Origin of the sequence: Methylobacterium terrae (genome assembly GCF_003173755.1) — a bacterium.
In the GTDB taxonomy this organism is placed as follows: Bacteria; Pseudomonadota; Alphaproteobacteria; order Rhizobiales; family Beijerinckiaceae; genus Methylobacterium; species Methylobacterium terrae.
This window is the reverse complement of record NZ_CP029553.1, coordinates 2,243,970-2,265,041: the sequence shown is the minus strand read 5'-3', so window position 1 is coordinate 2,265,041 and position 21,072 is coordinate 2,243,970. Positions and strand designations below refer to the sequence as shown.

The following is a 21,072-nucleotide window of genomic DNA, read 5'->3' as shown; positions in this document are numbered from 1 at the left end:
CTATTCGGGCGGGACGGGGCGTCAGCCCCGCCCCTTGCGCCCCTTGTATTTCGGCCGCTGGCCCGGAAACCCCTGCGTCGAGCGGCCGGTCGGGCGCTCGGCGTAGGAGAACGGCACCTCGCGGTCGGTGCCCGGGCCCATCTCGTCGAGGTCGGGCTCGCGGATGCGGGTGCCCTCGTCGGAGGTGCCCTTGCCGCCGGGGCCGTAGCCGAGCGGCTCGGGGCCGCGCCGCTTGCGCTTGGCGCCGAAGCGGCCGGCCTCGCGCTCGACGTCGGCCTGCTCGGCCATCGGGTCGTCGGCGATGGCGAGCTCGGTCGCCTGGAGGCGCTTGAGCTCGTCGCGCAGGCGCGCCGCCTCCTCGAAGTCGAGGTCGGCCGCCGCCGCCCGCATCCGCTTCTCGAGGTCGGCCATCACCGCCTTGAGGTTGTGGCCGACCGTGACAGCGGACTTGGCGAGCCCCGTATCGACCTGGACGTGGTCGCGCTCGTAGACGCTCTCCAGGATGTCCGAGATGTTGCGCTTCACGCTCTGGGGCGTGATGCCGTGCTCCTCGTTGTAGGCGAGCTGCTTCTTGCGCCGGCGCTCGGTCTCCGCCATCGCCCGCTCCATCGAGCCGGTGACGTGGTCGGCGTAGAGGATGCAGCGCGCCTCGGCGTTGCGGGCGGCCCGCCCGATGGTCTGGATCAGCGAGGTCTCGGAGCGCAGGAATCCTTCCTTGTCGGCGTCCAGGATGCCGACGAGGGCGCATTCCGGGATGTCGAGGCCCTCGCGCAGGAGGTTGATGCCGATCAGCACGTCGAAGGCGCCGAGGCGCAGGTCGCGGATGATCTCGATGCGCTCCAGGGTATCGATGTCGGAGTGCATGTAGCGGACCCGCACGCCGTTCTCGTGCAGGTACTCGGTCAGGTCCTCGGCCATGCGCTTGGTGAGCGTCGTCACCAGCGTCCGGTAGCCCGCGGCGGCCACCTCCTTCACCTCGCCGAGGAGGTCGTCGACCTGGGATCTCGCCGGTCGCACCTCGATGACCGGATCGACGAGGCCGGTCGGGCGGATGACCTGCTCGGCGAAGACGCCGCCGGTCTGCTCCAGCTCCCACTTCGCCGGCGTCGCCGAGACGTGGATCGATTGCGGGCGCATCGCGTCCCATTCCTCGAACCGCAACGGGCGGTTGTCGAGGCAGGAGGGCAACCGGAAGCCGTACTCGGCGAGCGTCGCCTTGCGGCGGAAGTCGCCCCGGTACATGCCGCCGATCTGCGAGACCGTGACGTGGCTCTCGTCGGTGAAGACGAGGGCGTTGTCGGGCAGGTACTCGAACAGGGTGGGCGGCGGCTCGCCGGGCTTGCGGCCGGTCAGATACCGCGAATAGTTCTCGATGCCGTTGCAGGCCCCCGTCGCCTCGATCATCTCGAGGTCGAAGGTGCAGCGCTGCTCCAGGCGCTGGGCCTCGATCAAGCGGCCCATCCGGGTCAGCTCCTCGACCCGCCACTTCAGCTCGTCCTTGATGCCCTTGACCGCCTGCTGGAGGGTCGGGCGCGGGGTCACGTAGTGGCTGTTGGCGTAGACCTTGACGAACTTGAGCGTGTTGATCGTCTTGCCGGTGAGCGGGTCGAACTCGGAGATCGACTCGATCTCGTCGCCGAACAGGCCGATGCGCCAGCCGCGATCCTCCAGGTGGGCCGGCCACAGCTCGATCACGTCGCCGCGCACCCGGAAGGTGCCGCGGGCGAAGTCGGACTGGATGCGCTTGTATTGCAGCGCCACGAGATCGGCGACGAGCTGGCGCTGCTCGATCTTCTCGCCGAGGCTGACCGTGAACGACATCGCCGTGTAGGTCTCGACCGAGCCGATGCCGTAGATGCACGACACCGAGGCGACGATGATGACGTCGTCGCGCTCCAGGAGCGCCCGGGTGGCGGAGTGGCGCATCCGGTCGATCTGCTCGTTGATCGACGATTCCTTCTCGATGAAGGTGTCGGAGCGGGCGACGTAGGCCTCGGGCTGGTAGTAGTCGTAGTATGAGACGAAATACTCGACGGCGTTGTCGGGGAAGAAGCTCTTGAACTCGCCGTAGAGCTGGGCCGCCAGGGTCTTGTTGGGAGCCAGGATCAGGGCCGGGCGCTGGGTCTCCTCGATGACCTTGGCCATGGTGAAGGTCTTGCCGGAGCCGGTGACGCCGAGCAGGACCTGGTCGCGCTCCTGGCCCTGCACGCCGGCGACGAGCTCGGCGATGGCGCGGGGCTGGTCGCCGGCCGGGGTGAACTCGGAATTCAGCCGGAACGGGACGCCGCCCTCGGATTTCTGCGGCCGCTCCGGGCGGTGCGGCCGCCACAGCTCGCCGTTCTTGAACAGCGGGTTGCCCTCGGTGAGGAGCTTGGTCAGCGCGTCGACCGTCGCCGAGACGCCCTCGGCCGCGAGCGACCCGCGCTCCTCCACCGCCTCGCCGTCGGGCTCGCGCAGGCCGAGCGCCTGGGCGAGCGCCGGCTCGACATCGGCCGCCGTGCCGTGCGCGAAGGCGGCCTGCGGCGCCTCGCCGAAGCCGTCCGGGGCCGCATCCGGCCCGCGCTTGGCACGGCGCACGGGTTTGGCGCCGCTCTTGGCGCTGCTCTTGGCGCCGCTCTTGGCGTCCGGCTCGGCGTCCGGTTTGACCGCGGCCGCGTCCTTGCGCGGGCGGCCGCGCTTCGGCGGCTCGGGCGGCGGAGGCGGCTCGATGACGGGCAGGCGGTCGCGGTTCAGCGCCGGGTTCAGCAGCTCGGCGAGGAACGGGTCGAGCGGCTTCAGCTCGGGCTTCGAGGCCTTGCCGGTCGACAGGCGGGGCTTCTTCGGGGCGGGCATGGACCTGATATGGCAAGCACCGCCGGGGCCGGAAAGGGCGCGTGTCATCGCATCTCTGCGCGACGAACCCGTTTCACCCTTCCCGGAGCCCCTTCGGCTCAGCGCAATCGGGCGACCGCGAGGGCGTTGCCCTCGACGAGCACGAAGCCGATGCCGGCCCGGCGCAGGGCCGTGACCGCCGCGTGGCGGCTGCGGGCCGCCTGCCCCTCGCCCTCCTCCTCCAGGCGCCGGATGGTCGAGAGCGAGAGGCCGCTGGCGGCGGCGAGATCGGCCATCGACCAGTCGAGCAGGCCGCGGGCGGCGCGCAGATGGGCGCCCTCCACCGCCTGCTCCAGGCTGCGCCGCGCCGGCCCGGTCGGGACCGGCCGGATCCCGTCGACCCGGGAATTCAGGCTGGCCCAGGTCTCGATCCGTCCCGCGGCGTCGCGCACGGGGACGAACACGCCCCGGAACCGGCCCCTCTCGCCGCCCTCGAGGGCCAGGTGCTGCTCGACCACGAAGGGCCGCCCGGCGGCGAGCAGCCCCCGGAGCCGGTCGAGGACGCACGCGCGCTCCTCCGGCACCAGGATCCGGGTCCAGTCGTCGTGGAAATCCTGCTGCGACAGGCCGGTGAGGCTCAGGAGCTCCCGCGAGGCGATGCGCATCGGCGTGCCGCAGGGCGAGGCGTGCGTCCAGGCCTGGGCCTGCTCGAACAGGGCCCACCGCCGCCGCTGCTCCTCCCGGTGCAGGCCGGCCAGGCGCTCGGCGTCGGTCACGTCCAGCACCACTCCGGCCACCGCCCGCGGCCGGCCCTCCGGGGTGACGTAGGCGGTACCGCGGCAGGCCAGCACCCGCATCGTTCCGTCCGGCCGGATCACCCGGACGGTGTGGTCGTTGAACAGCCCGTCCCGCATCACCTGGACATTGGCCACGATGAGCGGCCGGTCGTCGGGATGGACCAGGCTGAGAAACAGGCCGTAATCCGCCCGCACGGCCCCCGGCTCGAAGCCGAGGAGCCGGTAGAGGCCCGGCGACCAGGCCTGCTCGTCGGTGGCGAAGGTCCAGGTCCAGCTGCCGGTCAGGCCGTGCGCCTCGATGAGGCGCAGGAAGTCGCGGTCCGGGAAGGAGCCGCCGAAGCAGGGCTCGGCGAACGGGGGGACATGCCGGTTCACGACGGCCTCGCGGGTTCCGCGCGCGGACGGGCCGGCGGCTCGCAGGTGCGCGGTTCCCGGGTGCGAGTCTCCTGGTCGCGCGTCTCCTGGCCGCGAGTCTCCTGGCCGCGGGGCTCCCCGGGCAGCGGGTCCTCGGCCGCGAGCGGGGCCGGCAGGTCGCGGTCCCAGGGCGGGTCGGCGAAGCGGCGCGCCACGAACTCGACCAGCGCCCGGACCTTGGCCGGCGGGCGGCGTCGCGAGGGCATCACCGCGTGGATCGGCAGCGACGGGATGCCCCCGAGGTCGAGCGCCACCAGGCTGCCCCGGCGCAGGGCGTCGGCAACCAGGAAGGTCGGCTGGTAGATCACCCCGAGCCCGGCTTCGGCCGCCGCCGCCAGGGCGGCGCCGTTCGAGGCCCGCAGCGATCCCTCGACCGGCACGGTGACGCCCTCGAACCGCCAGCCGTCGCTGCTCGCCAGGGTGTAGCCGAGGCAATTGTGCTGGCCGAGATCCTCCGGGCGGCGCGGCCGGCCCCGCGCCGCGAGATAGGCCGGCGCGGCGCAGACCCGCATCCGGCACGGCGCGAGCGCCCGCGCGACCAGGCTCGAATCCCGCAGGTGGCCGATCCTGAGCGCCAGGTCCCAGCCCTCCTCGATCAGGTCGACCGGGCGGTCGTTGAGGCCGAGCTCGACGGTGAGCGCCGGGTGGGCCCGGCCGAACTCGGCCAGCGCCGGGGCGACGTGCAGCACCCCGAACGAGACCGGCACGTTGAGCCGCAGGGTGCCGCGGGGCTCCTCCGCCTCGGCCCCGGCCGCCGCCTCGGCCTCGTCGATCTCGGCGAGGATGCGCTCGCAGGCCTCGAGGTAGCGCCGGCCGGCCTCGGTCAGCGTCAGGCGGCGGGTGGTGCGGTGCAGGAGCCGCGCACCGAGCCGGTCCTCCAGGGCGGCGACGTGCTTGGTGACGCCGCTCTGCGACAGGCCGAGCGCCCGCGCGGCGGCCGACAGGCTGCCGGCGGCGGCGACGCGCACGAAGATCTGCATTCCGGTCAGCCGGTCGGGCACGACGCGATCTCACTCCGAGCGTGTGAGGTGATGCTACGAGATGCCGGATTTCCGGACATTCTCAAACGGTGCAGTCTGCGCAGACCGCCGGACTCAGGGGACGAGACGAGCAGAAGACCATGCAGGAGACCAACACCGCGACCATGACCGCGCCGGTCGACCCCCGCACCCGCATCGGCCACGTCCACCTGCGGGTGGCCGACCTCGACCGGGCGCTCGGCTTCTATTGCGGGGTGCTCGGCTTCGCGCTGATGCAGCGCTACGGCACCCAGGCGGCCTTCGTGTCGGCCGGCGGCTACCACCACCATATCGGGCTCAACACCTGGGACAGCGCCGGCGGCACCCCGCCCCCGCCCGGCCATACCGGGCTCTACCACGTGGCGATCCTCTACCCGACCCGGGCGGCCCTCGCGGACGCGCTCGCGCGCCTCGAGGCCGCCGGCATCCCGCTCACCGGGGCGAGCGACCACGGCGTCAGCGAGGCGCTCTACCTCGACGATCCCGACCGCAACGGAGTGGAACTGTACCGGGACCGGCCGGAGGACGAGTGGCCGCGGGACGAGGCGGGCGGCCTCAGGATGGTGACCCGCCGCCTCGACCTCGCGTCGCTGCGGGCGGCCGCTACTCGGCCGTAGGCGCCTCGGGCGCCGCGTCCGGGGTGCGGAAATACGGCTCGACCGGGCCCTTCAGCTTCACGGTCATCGGGTTGCCGAAGCGGTCCTTGGCGTTGCCGGCGGCGAGGCGCACCCAGCCCTCGCTGACGCAGTACTCCTCGACGTTGGTCTTCTCGACGCCCTTGAAGCGCACGCCGACACCGCGCTCGAGCAGGGCGGCGTCGTGGAAGGGGCTGCGCGGGTCGGTGCTGAGGCGGTCGGGCGGGGTGTCGGTCATCGGGCAAGCCTCCGGGCATGAATCGGCGCCCCAGGTAGCCGCTCCCGGCGCCGCTGCCAATCCGCCTCCGGCCTGCGCCGCACCTTGGAATTTTCATAACTCAGATCTCAATATAGATTGCAGTATCTAAAATAGAAGTCCTCCAATATTTCGCGATGATCTTGCGAATGACGACATCGTGCTGCATGGAGGGCGGGCCGATCCCCGGCACGACCCGAGATGGAGGCCGCGATGGCGCGAGCGCTAATCCTGATTCACGGCTATGCCGGGCTGATCCGCGAGGGATGGCCCCCGGTCGGCCTGTCCTGGGAGCGGCTGGTCGGCCTGTTCAGCGAGGCGGAGGGCGCGCGATGACCACGATGAAGACGAACGCGGCGACCCTGCACCGGCGCGAGCGCCTGCGGGCGGAGGCCGAGGCGCAGGGCCAGGACGCCCTGGAGCGGGCCCTGACGCTGGCTTTCTGGGACGCCCTGGAGCGCGGCCCGCTGCCGCCGATGGCCGCGCTCGAGGCCGCCGCCCGCACGGTCGGCACGCTCTACCGCCAGATCGCCTCCCTGCACGGCCCGGCGCCGCGCTGCGGCTGCGGCTGGACCCCCGAGCCCGACGAGGACCTGATCCGGCTCGAGGCGATGCTGGCGGCGGCGCTCATCGAGCGGCCGAGGCCGATGCTCGCCGACCTGCCGGTGCAGGGGCGGGCGTGACGGCTGCGGTCGGCCGGAGGCTCCTCCGGTCTCGCTCGCGACCCCGTTCTCAGGTCCTCGATGGAGACGACGAAGCAGCGCGCAAGGATACGACGCCGATGCGGTTCGAACGCCACGCGTCATCCCGAGGCCGCGCAGCGGCACCCGGGATGACTACAAGGGCGTCGGACGGACGGTTCCGGAAGCTCACCGCGGCGCCGTGCCGTCCGGCCGGCTCGCCGGCAAACCGCCGGGGGCGTCCGGATAGGCGGTGCTCGGCACCGGGCCGGCCTGGCCGACCGAGCTGCTCGGCGTCGGCGTCCGGCTCGCATCCGCCGCCCCCGAGGGGCCCGGCGCCGCCGGGCACGGGCCGGGGCTCGGGCAGGCGGCGTGGTCGGTGGCGACCGGGCGGCCGCCGCGCTCGGCCGAGGGCTGGCCGCCCGGGCTGTCGGGATAGGCCGCGGCCCCGCCGGGCTGGCGCGAGGGCGCGGGCGGCGTCGGCGAGCCCTGGGCAGGCGGTCCTTGGGCGAGTGCCGGTGCGGCCGGGAGGGCGAGAGCCGCGAGCAGGATCAGGATTGCCGTGCGCATCAGATGTCCCGCCGCTGCATCGCGCCCGCGATGTGGTCGGCCTGGCGGAGCGCCAGCGCCACGATGGTCAGGGTCGGGTTGCAGGCCGCACCACTGGTGAACTGGCTGCCGTCGGAGACGAACAGGTTCTTGACGTCGTGGGTCTGGCCGAACTTGTTCAGCACGCCGTCCCGCGGCTTCGCGCTCATCCGGTTGGTGCCCATGTTGTGGGTGCTCGGATAGGGCGTGACCGGGTAGGTGACGGTGGCGCCGACCGCCTCGTAGATCGCCGCGCCCCGCTGGTAGGCATGGTTGCGCATCGCGATGTCGTTGGGGTGGTCGTCGTAGTGCACGCTCGCCACCGGCATGCCGTGCTTGTCCTTGACGGTGGGGTCGAGGGTGATGCGGTTCGTCTCCTGCGGCAGGTCCTCGCCGACGAGCCACATCCCGGCCATGCGCGGATACTGCTCCATGGCGCTGGTGAAGGACCGGCCCCAGGCGCCGGGATTGAGGAAGGCGGCCATGAAGGGCACGCCGAGCGACACCGTCTCCATCTCGTAGCCGCCGGAAAAGCCGCGCTTGGGGTCGTGATGGGCCTCGTCGCGGATGATGCCCGCCATGGTGGTGCCGCGATACATGTGCACCGACTTCTCGAACACGCCGTAGACGCTGCCGGTCATGTGGCGCAGGTAGTTGCGGCCGACCTGGCCCGACGAGTTGGCGAGCCCGTCGGGGAACAGCGAGGACGCGCTGTTGAGGAGCAGCCGCGGGCTCTCGATCGAGTTGCCGGCCACCGCGACGATGCGGGCCTTCTGGCGCTGGAGCTTGCCGGTCTCATCGGCGTAGACCACGCCCGTCACCTTGCCCGACGCGTCGTGCTCGATGCGCAAGGCCATGCAGTTCGGGCGGACTTCCAGGTTGCCGCTCTCCTCGCCGCGGGGGATCTCGGCGATCAGCGTCGACCACTTCGCGCCGGACTTGCAGCCCTGGAAGCAGAAGCCGATCTGCTGGCACGCGCCGCGGTCGTGGCGCTCCTGGCTGTTGATCGCCATGCGGCCGGTATGGACCTCCTTGTAGCCGACGCGGCGGGCGCCGGCCTCCATCACCTTGAAGTTGTTGTTGCCCGGCAGGCCCGGGATGCCGTTGGTGCGGGTCACGCCCATCCGGTCCTCGGCCTTCTCGTACCAGGGGTCGAGCTCGGCCCGGGTGAGCGGCCAGTCGAGGAGGTTGGCGCCGGGAATCGCGCCGTAATGGTCGCGGATGCGGAACTCGTGCTCCTCGAAGCGCAACGAGGCGCCGGCCCAGTGCACCGTCGAGCCGCCCACCGCCTTGACGATCCAGGCCGGCAGGTTGGGGAAGTCCCGCGCCACCCGCCACGAGCCCGAGGTGGTGCGCATGTCGGTCCAGGCGAGCTGGGCGAAGCTCGCCCACTCGTCGTTGACGAAATCCTCCATGTTGTGGCGGGCGCCCGCCTCGAGGATGACGGTCTTGATGCCCTTGAGCGCGAGCTCCGTGCCGAGCGTGCCGCCGCCGGCGCCGGAGCCGACGATGACGACGAGGCCGTCGTCGTTCAGGTCGAATGTGGCCATGGTTTCCTCCGGTCCGCGCGGCCGGGCCGGCGCGGCTGTTCATTGATTGTTCTTGTGTTGACGGTCGATATTGCGGGCGTGCGCGGCCGGTCAGACCTTCGGCAGCCAGTCGATGTCGTTGAAGCCGCGGTTGATGTAGCCGCCCTTGTCGGCCGACGGGCCCTCGTAGCCGAATTTCGGCCACAGCTCCGGCTGGTTGTAGAGCGAGACGACAAGGTCGGAGCGGATCTTCTTGAAGAAGTCGGTGTGGCTGATGCCCTCGAGCACGGCGACGCGGTCGGCCTCCCAGCCGATCTGCGCGTAGGCGACCTTGTGGCGGGCCTGCGCATCCTCGTCGAGGCGGCGCACCCCTTGCGTCAGCAGCGTCTTCACCGCGGGGTCCGCGGCGGCCTTGCCGTCCCAGGGCTTGATCGCCGTGATGTAGTAGACGTCGCCGAGGAAGTCGTGCGGGTAGATGTCCCGCGCCATCTTCACCAGGGTCTTCAGTTCGGCCGGCGCCAGGGCGGCCCCGTTCTCGGCCCACGCCTCGGAGATCGGGAGCCCGGCGCCGGTGGCGAGGGCGGCGGCGGGCGCGGCGACGGCGGCGCTCTGCAGGAAGCCGCGGCGGCTGAACCGCGTGCGCGGATCGACTTCTCTCATCGGGTGTCTCCTCGGGTCATGGTTCTTGTCGGGGTCGTCGTGCCGCCGGCACGGGGCGCGTCTGCGCGCGCTTCCCGGCCGGCCGGGATGCGTCAGCCGAAGCGGCCGCCCTTCTGGATCACCTCGATCTTGTAGCCGTCCGGATCGGTGGCGAAGAAGAAGCGGGCGAGCGTCTTGCCCTGGTGCTGGAAGTCCTTGACCGGGGTCGCCGGCAGGCCCGCCTCGGTGAAGCGGGCGTGCTCGGCATCGACGTCGTCGACCACCACCGCGAGGTGGCCGTAGCCGTTGCCGAGGTCGTAGGGCTCGGTGCGGTCGAAATTGACCGTCAGCTCCAGCTCGAACGGCGAGGAGGGGTGACGCAGGTAGACGAGCGCGAAACCGTCGAAGCCGATGCGCTCGGCGAGTTCCAGGCCGAAGGCGCGGGCGTAGTAGGCGCGGGAGCGCTCCTCGTCGAGGACGCGGATCATCGAGTGGACGGGCTTGGCCATCGGCAGCGGAAACCTCGTTGCGTGCGGGGGCGCCGCGCCTCGCGGCCGCCCGGGTGTCGCCGCTTAGACTAGCTCCAGGGAAGCGGCCCGGGTGGTAGCGGGATGTGACGCCCGCCCCGATGCGCCCGCGGCGCGCGCCCCCCTCACGCAGCGAAACGGCCGCGCGCGCAGGTCCGGCCCACGGCCCGGCACCGATCCTTGTTCCGCGCCGCCGCGTGCGCGGGGGCACATCGCGGCGGTTCGCGGCCGCCTATATTCCGATCATCGCAACAGAGGCAGGCCATCGACCCCGGCCTGCACAGCGCAACGGAGCCTGAATACCAGATGAAGACCCGCATCGCCGCCGTCGTCACCGCGATTGTCCTTGGCGCCGCTCCGATCTCGTCCGCCATGGCATTCAGCGCGACCTCCTCCGCCGCCCCGTTCTCTCCCCGCGACGTCGAGACCACAGGGTCGATCGGCTCCGCCAACACCAGCGTGCCGTTCTACGGCGCCTGCCCGATGAGCTCGGCCTCGGAAGGCAACGCCAACCAGCAGAACTTCCCGGTCAAGCAGTACGGACAGACCTCCGGCGGCCACCGCTGCTGACCGGTGCAGATCCTGACGAACCTGAAGTGACGATTTCGATACGGAAGATCTCGACGATGAGCGACATGAAACTTCTGCGCGCCGTGTCCTACGGCATGATCGGTGTCCTGGCCGGCGGTCTCGCCATGACGGTGTTCGGCACCGCCAACGCCCTGATGGGATTGTAACGACCCAGAGGGACCGCCCCCGGGCGGTCCCTCTCCCGTCGTGGACGCGGTCGCAGACGCGCCGGAACCGCAGAGCTTCCGCCGATTTGCTCCGCAGCAACACTCGTCGGAGACCGCCATGGCCCCCCTCGCCCGCCTCGTTCTCGCTACCCTGCCCGCCGCCCTAGTCCTGGCCGCCGTCACCGCGCCCGCCCTCGCGATCTCGGATCGCCGCGACCAGCCGACCCAGGCCGACGTGCCGGACGAGGCGCGCGGCACCAGCCCCGGCGTCGCGCCGCCGCAGGCGATCAAGCCCGACACCAAGGTGATGCCCGGCGATACCGGCCTGAGCGGCGGCGCGCGCGCGCGCACCAACCCGCTCGAGCAACTCGACGCCAAGGACCGCCGCGCCACCGGCGGCGGCGACGGGGCCGGCGACCGCCGCTGAGGCAACCGCTTCCGGGCCACGCGGTTAACAGGCGTCACACGCGCGACGGGAGGCGCCCCATGGGTCTGCTCGATCAGGTCATCGGTTCCGTGCTCGGCAACGTCCTCGGGGGCGGGGGCCGCCGAGAGGGCGGTCAAGGGGGCTCCGGCGCGATGTCGCCCCTCGTCAAGGCGCTGCTGATGCTGCTCGCCGCCAAGGCGATGAACGGCGGCTTCGGCGACATCTTCGGCGGCGGCCGCCGGCCGGTGCCCCAGGGCGGGCCGGAGGACGGCTACGCCCCCGATCCGCACGGCTACGGCACGCCCGATCCCCGCGACGAGGCGCCCCGCTCCCGGCGCGGCGAGGATCCGGACAACCCGTATTCCGACCTCGCCGGCATGCTCGACGGGCCCGGCGGCGGGACCATGCCCCCCTCCCCCGGCGACGGCGGGGCGCAGAACCCGTTCGACCAGGGCGCCGGCCCCTATTCCCGCCTCGACCGGGAGCAGCCCGACGACGCGGGCGGCGGCGGCCTCGACCACCTGATCGATCGCTTCCGCCAGGGCGGCCTCGGCGAGCTGATCGAATCCTGGATCGGCCCGGGCCACAACCGGCCGATCCAGCCGCAGCAGCTCGCCCAGGCCCTCGGGCCCGACACGATCGACACCCTCAGCCATCAGACGGGCCTGGGCCGCGACGACCTGCTGGCCCAACTCGCCCAGGTTCTGCCCGGCGTGATCGACGGCCTGACGCCGCAGGGGCGGCGCCCGAACCGAGACGAGACGCGGGGCTGGTGAGCCTTTCGCCGGCGCCCGGACCTCTCTTCCGGGCGACGGCGTCGCGAGCAGGACTTTCGCGAGCAGGGGTTTCGCGCCGATGGCCTACGAGCTCCATTACTGGCCGGCGATCCAGGGACGGGGCGAGTTCGTCCGCCTCGCCCTCGAGGAGGCCGGGGCCGACTACGTCGACGTCGCCCGGGAGGACGGCATCGACGGAATGATGGCGGGCCTCGACCGGCCGCCCCACCCGCCCTTCGCGCCGCCCTACCTGCGCGACGGCGACCTGGTGATCGGCCAGACCGCGGCGATCCTGCTCCATCTCGGGCCGCGCCTCGGCCTCGTGGCCGAGAGCGAGGCCGACCGGATCTGGACCCACCAGATCCAGCTCACCATCGCGGACGCGGTGGCCGAGGCCCATGACAGCCACCACCCGATCGCCTCCGGCCTCTACTACGAGGAGCAGAGGCCCGAGGCGGCCCGCCGGGCGCGGGATTTTCGCGAGAACCGGATCCCGAAATTCCTCGGCTGGCTCGAACGGGTGCTGGCGACGAACCCTGCCGGTCCGCGCCACCTCGTCGGCGACCGCCTCAGCTACGCCGACCTCTCGCTGTTCCAGCTCGTCGAGGGCCTGGCCTACGCCTTTCCGCTCGCGACCGAGCGGGCGCTCGCCGCCACCCCGAAGGTCGTCGCCCTGCATCGCCTCGTGGCGGCCCGGCCGCGCATCAACGCCTACCTGGCGAGCGAGCGGCGCATCCCCTTCGACGAGGACGGGATCTTCCGGCGCTACCCGGAGCTCGACGGGTAGGGCGGCGCCTCGCGGCGGGACCGCGCTTTTGCGTGCATTTTCGAGCGAACACAATTTGAAGATGCAGTTGCGCGGAGGCCGTCGGCGCGCGCCGACCTGTCGCTCGGCCGCAACAGATCGATCGCCCGCGATCGGTTCCGCCAAACCATTGATCTAACGGCGTTTCGCGGTTCACGCGTTGCCGCTGCGCCACAGGCTGTGTCCGCAAACGGACAGCTTTGGCTCACGGTTAACGAAAAATTAACCATTTCGGCGCGAAAGTCGTTTTAACAAATCGTTCACCACCTCGCACCTCACCGTGCGCGCCGAAAGATGTCGCGAGTCCACCGCGAAGTCCCGGCACCTCTCTGAAATACAGAAAATAAGCAGACCCGCTGCCGTGACCGGCGGCGGAACCAAGAAACTCGTCCAAAAATCTCTGCAAGAATCTTTGGGGGCTGGCGTGTACATCGTCGTCGACGAGCGGGAAAGCGTGGCCGCTCAGTACGTTGAGGGCTTCGATTCGGAAGGCGTGGCGGCCCGGGGGCTGGACGTGCGGGACGTCCAGACCTGGATCGACACGACGCCGGCCCAGGATCTCGCGGCGATCCAGGGCTTCGTGATCGGCGACTGCGCCGACCGCACCGCCTTCACCGGGCTGCTGCGCAGCCTGTCGGGCGCGCCGATCATCGCCCTCAACGAGACCCGCTCCCTCGAGCAGACCCTCGCCCTGTTCACCGCCGGCATCGACGACGTGGTGCGCAAGCCGGTCCACGTGCGGGAGATCATCGCCCGGGCCGGTGCGATCCGCCGCCGGACCAACCGCAGCGAGGTCAAGCCCGCGAGCACGCCCGACCGCAGCGGGCGCCTCACCGTCCACGCCGACGGGCGCGACCCCGAGATCGACGGCCAGAGCCTGCTCCTGCCCCGGCGCGAGCGCGACATCCTGGACTACCTTGCCCGCAACCGCGGCCGGCCGGTGACCAAGGGCCAGATCTTCAAGGCGGTCTACGGCGACCTCGACACGGCGGTCGACGAGAGCGTGGTCGAGGGCCACATCAGCAAGCTGCGCAAGAAGCTGCGGATGCGCCTCGGCTACGACCCGATCGAGGCCAAGCGCCTGGCCGGCTACACCTTCGTCGGCTGAGTTCCCGCCCCGACCGGTCGAGACGAAAGAAAGCCCCGGGCGGTCCACCGCCCGGGGCTTTCTCGCGTCGGCGCGACCGCCGCCGGGGCGGCGGCGGTCGATCGTCTTAGCGGAAGAGCGAGAGGACGTTCTGGCTGGCCGAGTTGGCGATCGAGAGCGCCTGGACCGCCAGCTGCTGCTGGGTCTGCAGCGCCTTCAGCTTCGTCGACTCCTCCTCGACATCGGCGTCGACCAGGATGCCGATGGTGCGGTCGTTGGCCTTCATCAGCGTGTCGACGAAGGTCTTCTGCCCGTCGATCTGCGTCTTGTTGGCGCCGAGCTTCGTGCCGGCATCGGTCACGCTGGCGATCGCCTTGTCGACCATGTTGAGGATGCTCGCCACATCGGCGTCGCCGGCCGAGCCGACGAGCGTCGCGATGTTGAAGTTCGCCACCGAGTAGGAGCCCGAGATCGCCGTGTAGGTGCCGGAGGTGGTGTCGAGGATGCCCTTGCCAGTGGTGGTCGTCGAGGCGGTGCCGGCGCCGGCCGCGGCGTTAGTGCCGGTGATCGTCTGGTTGGCGGTGAAGCCGAAGCTGGTCACGTCCGCGCCGTTCGCCGTCACTGAGGCGTTGCTGCCCGCCCCCGTGTTCGTCAGCACCAGCTTGCCGCCCGTGAGGCTCGCGGTGGCGGTGCTGCCGGCGGCCTTGAGCTGGATGTTGATCAGGGTCACGGCGTCCGCGCCGCTCAGCGTGGCGGCGCCCGAGCTCACCGCCGAGCCGGCGTTGGTGTAGGCGGCGGCGTTCAGGGTCACGGTGGTGACCGGGCTGCCGGTGCCGTCGTCGACGGTCAGGACCTTGGTGTTGGCGCCCGAGATGTTGAGGGCCGCGTAGGCCGTGCCGGCGGTGAGCACCGGCGCGTTCGTGGTCGCGCCGAAACCGATGTCGGCGGCGGCGAACTTGGTCGAGTCGGTCGGGTTGGCGTTGCCGATCTTGAGCGTGGCGCCGGTGCCGGTGCCGACGGTGGCGAAGGTCAGGCGGCCGGCATTGTCGAGACCGGCGGTGACCTTGCCGCCGAGCTTGGCCGTACCCGAGGCCGCGATCTGGTTGTTGATCGCCGCCAGCATCTCGTCGGTGGTGACCTTGGTCAGGTCCTTGGCGGTGGACTTCAGGGTGTCCTTGTCGAGCTGGATCGCCGCGCTGGCGCCGCCGCCGAGGTCGATCACGAAGTTGACCTGGTTGGTCTTGCCGGCGGTCGCGGTGGCGAAGTCGGCGGTGCCGCCCGAGAAGGCGCCGGTGCCGGTGAGCGAGGTCGAGCCGACGACCTGGGCCGCCGTGGCGGGCTTCGTCACCGTGGTGCCGGCGTTCTTGTCGTAGAGCTTGATCGAGGCGACGTCGACGTTGACCATCGAGAAGGTGATGGTGCCGTCCGAGCCGCGCGAGAAGCCGGCGACGACCTTCTGGTTCGCCTGGTAGTTGGTGTTGGCCGGGCTCGAATCGACCGAGAGCCAGTTCTGGCCGCTGGCGTTCGACGAGTCGGCGGTGGCCTTCATCTTCGACTGGATGGCGGCGATCTCGGTCTGGACCTTGGCGCGGTCGACGCCCGGGGTCAGCGCGCTCTGCAGCTTGGCGCGGATGTTCTGGAGGTCGGTGATGATCGAGTTGAGGCCGTTATAGGCGGTGTCGACGGCCGAGGAGCCGAGGCCGAGCGAGTCCTTGACCGCCGAGAGCGAGGCGTTGTCGGTGCGCACGGTGGTGGCGATCGACCAGTAGGCGGCGTTGTCGGAGGCGGCCGAGACGCGCTGGCCGGTCGAGACCCGGTTGCTCGTCATGTCGAGCTGGGTGTTGATCGACTTGAGGGTCGTCAGGGCCGTCATCGCGGCGTTGTTGGTCAGCAGGCTGGTCACGGATCTGTCTTCCGAAAAAGGAGGGACGAGAGGAGAGCCCGGGTCAGCGGGCTCGCACCGGCGCGGCCTGGCGGCCCCCGAGGGGCCGGGACGAACCCGGGAGGGATCCATCCGCCGCGCATCACACCTCCGGACTCGCACCGGATCAGCGGACCGACGTCATGTCCGTGGATCTCGCCGGAGACCCACCCGCTGGCCTGTTCCCGGAAGCGCCGCCGCAGGGTTGCCGGAAGCGCTTCTCGATGCGGCGATAATGACCGAGTAGGCTTACAAAGCGATTAACCAAACCGGGTCGCAATTGTCCCGATCGCGACGATCACCGGCCAGGAACCATCCGCGACGCCGACGCACAGGCGACCGGCCGATCTTCGACGATTGCGGAAACCGGTGAAGATGTATTAACCATGTTCTTTCCGCACCGGACGATCCCGGTGCGGACACCCGGAATGCGAGAAGGGCCGCGCTCGAAGCGAGCGCGGCCCTTCTTCGTGGATCCATGCAAGAGGCGGTCCGGGAGGACCGCCCTCCCCCGCTCAGCGGAAGAGCGAGAGGACGTTCTGGCTGGCCGAGTTGGCGATCGAGAGCGCCTGGACCGCCAGCTGCTGCTGGGTCTGCAGCGCCTTCAGCTTCGTCGACTCCTCCTCGACGTCGGCGTCGACCAGGATGCCGATGGTGCGGTCGTTGGCCTTCATCAGCGTGTCGACGAAGGTCTTCTGCCCGTCGATCTGCGTCTTGTTGGCGCCGAGCTTCGTGCCGGCATCGGTCACGCTGGCGATCGCCTTGTCGACCATGGTCAGGATGCTCGACACGTCGGCGTCGCCGTCCGAGCCGACGAGGTTCGCGATGTTGAAGTTCGTCACCGAGTACCCGCCGCCGCCGAACGAGGCGTTGTAGGTGCCGGTGTTGGTGTCGAGGATGCCCTTGGCGGTGGTGGTGGTCGCGGCCGTGCCGGCGCCGGCGGAGGCGTTGGTGCCGGTGATCGTCTGGCCGGAGGTGAAGCCGAAGCTGGTCACGTCGGTGCCGGCGACCGTCACCGCCGCGCCGGTGCCGGCGCCCGTGGTCGTGAAGCTGATCTTGCCGCCCGCAAAGCTCGCGGTGGCGGTGCTGCCGAGCGTCTTGAGCTGGGAGTTGATCAGGGTCACGGCGTCCGCGCCGCTCAGCGTGGCGGCGCCCGAGCTCACCGCCGAGCCAGCCCCCGTGTAGGCCGCCGCGTTCAGCGTCACGGTCTTGACGCCGCCGCCGTCGTTGACGGTGATCACCTTGGTGTTGGCGCCCGAGATGTCGAGCGCGGCGTAGTTCGTGCCGGCGGTCAGGAGCGGCGCGTTCGAGGTCGTGCCGAAGCCGATGTCGGAGGCGGCGAACTTGGTGGTGTCGGTCGTGTTGGCGTTGCCGATCTTGAGCGTCGCGCCGGTGCCGGTGCCGACGGTGGTGAAGTTCAGGCGGCCGGAGGTGTCGAGGCCGGCGGTGACCTTTCCGGTGAGCTTGGCCGCGCCCGAGGCCGCGATCTGGTTGTTGATCGCCGCCAGCATCTCGTCGGTGGTGACCTTGGTCAGGTCCTTGGCGGTGGACTTCAGGGTGTCCTTGTCGAGCTGGATCGCCGCGCTGGCGCCGCCGCCGAGGTCGATCACGAAGTTGACCTGCTTGGTCAGACCGCCCGACGGCGTGGCGAAGTCGGCGATGCCGCCGGGCGAGAAGGCGCCGGTGCCGGTGAGCGAGGTCGAGCCGACGACCTGGGCCGCGGTGGCGGGCTTCGTCACCGAGGAGCCGGCGTTCTTGTCGTAGAGCTTGATCGAGTTGACGTCGATGTTGACCATCGAGAAGGTGATGGTGCCGTCCGAGCCGCGCGAGAAGCCGGCGACGACCTTCTGGGTCGCCTGGTAGTTGGTGTTGGTGGCGGTCGAGTCGACCGAGAGCCAGTTCTGGCCGCTCGAGTTCGACGAGTCGGCGGTGGCCTTCATCTTCGACTGGATGGCGGCGATCTCGGTCTGGACCTTGGCGCGGTCGACGCCCGGGGTCATCGCGCTCTGCAGCTTGCCGCGGATGTTCTGGAGGTCGGTGATGATCGAGTTGAGGCCGTTATAGGCGGTGTCGACGGCCGAGGAGCCGAGGCCGAGCGAGTCCTTGACCGCCGAGAGCGAGGCGTTGTCGGTGCGCACGGTGGTGGCGATCGACCAGTAGGCGGCGTTGTCGGAGGCGGTCGAGACGCGCTGGCCGGTCGAGACCCGGTTGCTGGTCGTATCGAGCTGGCTGTTGATCGACTTGAGGGTCGTCAGGGCCGTCATCGCGGCGTTGTTGGTCAGCAGGCTGGTCACGGCGATCGTTCCGGTCTTGCGCGTGGGCGGGAATGTGCGATGGTCTCCGGGCTCGCACCGGTGCAGAGGAACGGTCCTGTGCCTGCAGCCGCAAAGCACATGTCCGTCTGCGCGTTACTACACATCCGGCTTCTCACCGGGGTCAGCGGTTCGACATCATGTCTTGAGCTTGCAAAAGCTCATCCGCTGCGCCTGCCTCGGCGGCCGTTTCTGGCCCCGTCGACAGGAGGGACTATCGCAATCCTCGCCTTATCAAGCGATTAAGCCGCCCTCCGGCGCCCGAATGCCCTGGGGACAAGCGGGACAACCCCGGGGCAACCCGCGGAAGAACCAACCGGAATCCCCGCAGGCCGAACCCGGGACAACCCGCGGCCGGACCCGGCCCCGCCCCGGAGCGGGACCCGCGCCGGGGGGCCTGCCGAAAAAGCCCCGCGCAAGCCACCGGCCTTAGAGCAATCCCCCGTCAAGACGGAGCGTTGCGGGACATGGGGATCATCGTCGGCCTGGTCATCGCCATCGGCTGCATGCTCGGCGGCTTCGTGGCCATGGGCGGCCACCTGATCGTGATCTGGCAGCCCTGGGAGTTCGTCATCATCGGCGGCATGGCGGCCGGCACCTTCGTGATCGCCAACCCGATGAAGACCGTGGTCGATTCCGGCAAGGCGACCATGGAGGCGTTCAGCGGCAAGGGCCCGAAGCGGCAGGACTTCCTGTCGCTGCTCGGCCTGCTCCACGCCCTCCTGCGCGAGATCAAGACCAAGCCGCGCAACGAGGTCGAGACCCATTTCGACGATCCCGCGAATTCCGAGATCTTCAAGAACTACCCGACCGTGACCAAGGACCAGGGCCTGGTCCTGTTCATCTGCGACTATTGCCGGCTGATCCTGATCGGCGGCGCCCGCTCGCACGAGATCGAGGCGCTGATGGAGGAGGAGATCGGCACGCACAAGAAGTACGCCTTGAAGCCCTACGCGGCGATCAACACGGTGGCGGAGGCGCTGCCGGCGCTCGGGATCGTCGCGGCGGTGCTCGGCATCGTGAAGGCGATGGGCGCGCTCGACCAGTCGCCGCAGATCCTCGGCGGCCTCATCGGCGCGGCGCTCGTCGGCACCTTCTTCGGGGTGTTCGCCTCCTACGGCGTGCTGGCGCCGCTCGCCATCAAGGTGAAGGGGGTGCGCGAGAAGCAGTGCTCGGTCTACACCATCGTGAAGCAGAGCCTGATCGCCTACATGAACGGCGCCCTGCCGCAGGTCGCGATCGAGCACGGCCGCAAGGGCATCGCCGCCGCCGACCGCCCGACCATCGACGAGGTCGAGGCCGCCACCGTGCCGGGCGCCCAAGCCAGCGCGGCGGCCTGACCGCGACGAACCGCGAAGCGGCATGACCACGACCACCCGCGAGGCGGCCTGAGGGCCTGGCATCCGAGACGATGGAACCGACGATCCTCACGAGCCCCGCCGACATCCGCGCCCGCATCCAGGAGGCCGCCGGCCTCTCCCTGGACCGGCTGCCGATGCTGCAGCTCATCTTCGACCGGCTCGCCACGGCCTGCGGCGACGGCCTCAAGCACCTCGCCGCCTCGTCGGTCCTCTACTCGCTGAGCGGCGTCGAGAGCGGGCGCTTCGGCGAGTTCCTCGACGCCTACGACGCGAACGCGGTGGTGGGCATCTTCCAGGCCCCGGCCTGGGACGGCCACGTCCTGGTCGGCCTCGACCGCGACTTCATCTTCACCATGGTCGAGGTGCTGTTCGGCGGCGACGGCTCGGAGCAGCCGGTCGACGACGAGCGCGCCTTCTCGGCGATGGAGCTGCGCATCGCCCAGATGGTCCTCGAGCAGGTCGGCCGGGCGCTCGAAGCCTCGTTCGGCCTCGTCTCGAGGACGGCCTTCACCCTCGAGCGCACCGAGACCCGGATGGAGTTCGCGGTGATCGGCCGGCGCAGCAACAAGGCGATTCAGGCCAAGTTCCTGCTCCAGGCGCTCAACCGCGGCGGCGAGATGTTCATCGTCATCCCGCAATCGGTGCTCAACCCGCTGCGGCCGAGCCTCGCCAAGGTGCTGACCGGCGAGACCAGCGCCCGGCGCGACCCGCGCTGGATGAGCCAGATCGCCGCCGAGGTGCAGAAGACCACGGTGCACCTGCGCGCGGTGCTCGAGGAGCGCCACCTGACGCTGGGCGAGATCGCCGGCCTCACGGTCGGCCAGGTGATCCCCCTCGACGCCACGCCGGCGACGCCGATCAAGCTCGAGGGCAACGACAAGCCGCTGTTCTGGTGCCGTGCCGGGCAGTCGCAGGGCGCCTACGTCCTGCGGATCGACGAGGCCATCCAGGACAAGGAAGGGACGGAGCATGGTGTCGCTGGTTGACGGAGTGCTGCTCGCCGCCCTGGTCGGCACCAATGCCTGCGTGCTGCCGCTCTACCTGAAGCTCAAGCGCCTCGACCGCGCCCAGGCGGAGTACGGCCGGGCGGTCGCGGCGTCCGGCCACGCGCTCGCCAGCGCCGGCGAGGCGGTGCGCAGCTTCACCGGCGAGGGCCGCCAGGTGCTCGAGGCCCTGAGCGCCAAGATCGAGGAGGCGCAGGCCGCCCTCGACGCCCTCGAGGCCGGCCGGCGCGAGGCGATGCGGGCCGCCGGCCGCGGCCCGTGCGCCTGAGGCGCCGGGAGCGCGGCCGGGACGCTGCTGCGCGAACCCCGGATCGGCGGGCGCAAGCCTCGGATCAGCTTGAGCGCCTAGAACCGCCAGGGACATTTCGAGACTTCCACGCGAGCCCGCGATGAGCACGAGCCCCTTTCCCGACGCCGAGGCCGGCCCCCTCTTCCCGAGCCAGGGATCCGCGCAGGCGGCCCGGCCGGCCGAGGACGGGCGCAACCTCGATTCGATCCTGCGCATCCCGGTCCTGGTGCAGGTGGTGCTCGGCTCGGCCACCATGCCGGTCGCCAACCTGATGAAGCTCGGCCGCGGCGCCATCGTGCCCCTCGACCACCGGGTCGGCGAGCCGGTCGACGTGATGGTCAACGGCCGGGTGATCGCCCGGGGCGAGATCGTCATCGTCGAGGAGGACAATTCCCGCTTCGGCATCTCGCTGACCGAGGTGGTCGGCCCGGCCGACGCGTCGCAGAACGGCTGATCGC

At 70.6% G+C, this 21,072-nt stretch carries 22 protein-coding genes; 12 read left to right on the top strand and 10 right to left on the bottom strand.

Going from position 1 to position 21,072, the window contains the following annotated elements:
- Positions 1-21: 21 nt before the first annotated feature.
- The 3 genes from uvrB to DK419_RS10145 all read right to left on the bottom strand — a co-directional run bounded on the left by uvrB (position 22) and on the right by DK419_RS10145 (position 5,023).
- Entirely contained in the window at positions 22-2,832 is a 2,811-nt protein-coding gene (uvrB, locus tag DK419_RS10155; RefSeq protein WP_109958976.1) for an excinuclease ABC subunit UvrB, read from the bottom strand.
- Positions 2,833-2,930: 98 nt separating this feature from the next.
- Positions 2,931-3,983 (bottom strand): PAS domain-containing protein, encoded by a 1,053-nt coding sequence (locus tag DK419_RS10150; protein ID WP_109958975.1) that lies wholly within the window; start codon positions 3,981-3,983, stop codon positions 2,931-2,933.
- A complete protein-coding gene (locus DK419_RS10145) occupies positions 3,980-5,023 on the bottom strand; it encodes a LysR family transcriptional regulator (protein ID WP_109958974.1) in 1,044 nt (347 codons plus the stop codon). Before DK419_RS10145 ends, DK419_RS10150 begins: the two co-directional genes overlap by 4 nt.
- 119 nt (positions 5,024-5,142) lie before the next feature.
- Here DK419_RS10145 and DK419_RS10140 point away from each other — a divergent pair, with 119 nt between their 5' ends.
- Positions 5,143-5,658, top strand: coding sequence for a VOC family protein (locus DK419_RS10140; protein WP_425352647.1), 516 nt, complete (start codon positions 5,143-5,145; stop codon positions 5,656-5,658).
- Here the strand turns inward: DK419_RS10140 and DK419_RS10135 are convergent.
- The gene (locus DK419_RS10135) at positions 5,645-5,914 is read right to left on the bottom strand and encodes a DUF3297 family protein (RefSeq protein ID WP_109958973.1); all 270 of its coding nucleotides are present in this window, start codon (positions 5,912-5,914) and stop codon (positions 5,645-5,647) included. The two genes, DK419_RS10140 and DK419_RS10135, sit on opposite strands and share 14 nt — an antisense overlap.
- A 231-nt stretch (positions 5,915-6,145) precedes the next feature.
- Between DK419_RS10135 and DK419_RS29800 the strand changes: the two genes are divergently transcribed.
- Positions 6,146-6,268, top strand: a complete 123-nt coding sequence (locus DK419_RS29800) for a hypothetical protein (RefSeq protein ID WP_280953932.1) — start codon at positions 6,146-6,148, stop codon at positions 6,266-6,268.
- Positions 6,265-6,615, top strand: coding sequence for a hypothetical protein (locus DK419_RS10130; RefSeq protein ID WP_425352646.1), 351 nt, complete (start codon positions 6,265-6,267; stop codon positions 6,613-6,615). The genes DK419_RS29800 and DK419_RS10130 overlap by 4 nt, the downstream gene beginning before the upstream one ends.
- A gap of 186 nt (positions 6,616-6,801) precedes the next feature.
- On the opposite strand, the gene DK419_RS10125 is transcribed toward DK419_RS10130, so the two are convergent.
- The 4 genes from DK419_RS10125 to DK419_RS10110 form a co-directional block, all read right to left on the bottom strand.
- Positions 6,802-7,182 (bottom strand): hypothetical protein, encoded by a 381-nt coding sequence (locus DK419_RS10125; RefSeq protein WP_109958972.1) that lies wholly within the window; start codon positions 7,180-7,182, stop codon positions 6,802-6,804.
- Positions 7,182-8,750 carry a GMC family oxidoreductase gene (locus DK419_RS10120; protein WP_109958971.1) on the bottom strand — a complete coding sequence of 523 codons (1,569 nt, stop codon included), beginning with the start codon at positions 8,748-8,750 and terminating at the stop codon, positions 7,182-7,184. The genes DK419_RS10125 and DK419_RS10120 overlap by 1 nt, the downstream gene beginning before the upstream one ends.
- A gap of 90 nt (positions 8,751-8,840) precedes the next feature.
- Positions 8,841-9,389, bottom strand: coding sequence for a Twin-arginine translocation pathway signal (locus DK419_RS10115; RefSeq protein ID WP_109958970.1), 549 nt, complete (start codon positions 9,387-9,389; stop codon positions 8,841-8,843).
- Between the two features lie 92 nt (positions 9,390-9,481).
- Positions 9,482-9,877: a VOC family protein gene (locus tag DK419_RS10110; protein ID WP_109958969.1), complete on the bottom strand. Its 396-nt coding sequence runs from the start codon at positions 9,875-9,877 to the stop codon at positions 9,482-9,484.
- 324 nt (positions 9,878-10,201) lie between these two features.
- On the opposite strand from DK419_RS10110, the gene DK419_RS10105 reads away from it, so the two are divergent.
- The 5 genes from DK419_RS10105 (at position 10,202) to DK419_RS10085 (ending at position 13,748) form a co-directional block, all read left to right on the top strand.
- Complete coding sequence (locus tag DK419_RS10105; RefSeq protein WP_109958968.1) at positions 10,202-10,465, top strand: hypothetical protein; 264 nt, start codon at positions 10,202-10,204, stop codon at positions 10,463-10,465.
- 285 nt (positions 10,466-10,750) lie between these two features.
- On the top strand, positions 10,751-11,059 hold the full coding sequence (locus DK419_RS10100; RefSeq protein WP_109958967.1) for a hypothetical protein: 309 nt from the start codon (positions 10,751-10,753) through the stop codon (positions 11,057-11,059).
- Between the two features lie 59 nt (positions 11,060-11,118).
- Complete coding sequence (locus DK419_RS10095; protein WP_109958966.1) at positions 11,119-11,835, top strand: YidB family protein; 717 nt, start codon at positions 11,119-11,121, stop codon at positions 11,833-11,835.
- Between the two features lie 79 nt (positions 11,836-11,914).
- Positions 11,915-12,622 carry a glutathione S-transferase gene (locus tag DK419_RS10090; protein WP_109958965.1) on the top strand — a complete coding sequence of 236 codons (708 nt, stop codon included), beginning with the start codon at positions 11,915-11,917 and terminating at the stop codon, positions 12,620-12,622.
- A 442-nt stretch (positions 12,623-13,064) separates the two neighbouring features.
- Positions 13,065-13,748 (top strand): response regulator transcription factor, encoded by a 684-nt coding sequence (locus DK419_RS10085; RefSeq protein ID WP_109958964.1) that lies wholly within the window; start codon positions 13,065-13,067, stop codon positions 13,746-13,748.
- A gap of 106 nt (positions 13,749-13,854) precedes the next feature.
- Here the strand turns inward: DK419_RS10085 and DK419_RS10080 are convergent, their stop codons facing one another.
- Positions 13,855-15,630 carry a flagellin N-terminal helical domain-containing protein gene (locus DK419_RS10080; protein ID WP_109958963.1) on the bottom strand — a complete coding sequence of 592 codons (1,776 nt, stop codon included), beginning with the start codon at positions 15,628-15,630 and terminating at the stop codon, positions 13,855-13,857.
- 533 nt (positions 15,631-16,163) lie between these two features.
- On the bottom strand, positions 16,164-17,942 hold the full coding sequence (locus DK419_RS10075) for a flagellin N-terminal helical domain-containing protein (RefSeq protein WP_109958962.1): 1,779 nt from the start codon (positions 17,940-17,942) through the stop codon (positions 16,164-16,166).
- Between the two features lie 485 nt (positions 17,943-18,427).
- Between DK419_RS10075 and motA the strand changes: the two genes are divergently transcribed.
- The 4 genes from motA to fliN all read left to right on the top strand — a co-directional run bounded on the left by motA (position 18,428) and on the right by fliN (position 21,068).
- Positions 18,428-19,300, top strand: a complete 873-nt coding sequence (gene motA, locus DK419_RS10070) for a flagellar motor stator protein MotA (protein WP_109958961.1) — start codon at positions 18,428-18,430, stop codon at positions 19,298-19,300.
- A 71-nt stretch (positions 19,301-19,371) separates the two neighbouring features.
- A complete protein-coding gene (locus tag DK419_RS10065; RefSeq protein WP_109958960.1) occupies positions 19,372-20,307 on the top strand; it encodes a flagellar motor switch protein FliM in 936 nt (311 codons plus the stop codon).
- Positions 20,291-20,593 carry a hypothetical protein gene (locus DK419_RS10060; protein WP_109958959.1) on the top strand — a complete coding sequence of 101 codons (303 nt, stop codon included), beginning with the start codon at positions 20,291-20,293 and terminating at the stop codon, positions 20,591-20,593. The genes DK419_RS10065 and DK419_RS10060 overlap by 17 nt, the downstream gene beginning before the upstream one ends.
- 121 nt (positions 20,594-20,714) lie before the next feature.
- Positions 20,715-21,068 (top strand): flagellar motor switch protein FliN, encoded by a 354-nt coding sequence (fliN, locus tag DK419_RS10055; protein WP_109958958.1) that lies wholly within the window; start codon positions 20,715-20,717, stop codon positions 21,066-21,068.
- Positions 21,069-21,072: the final 4 nt, after the last annotated feature.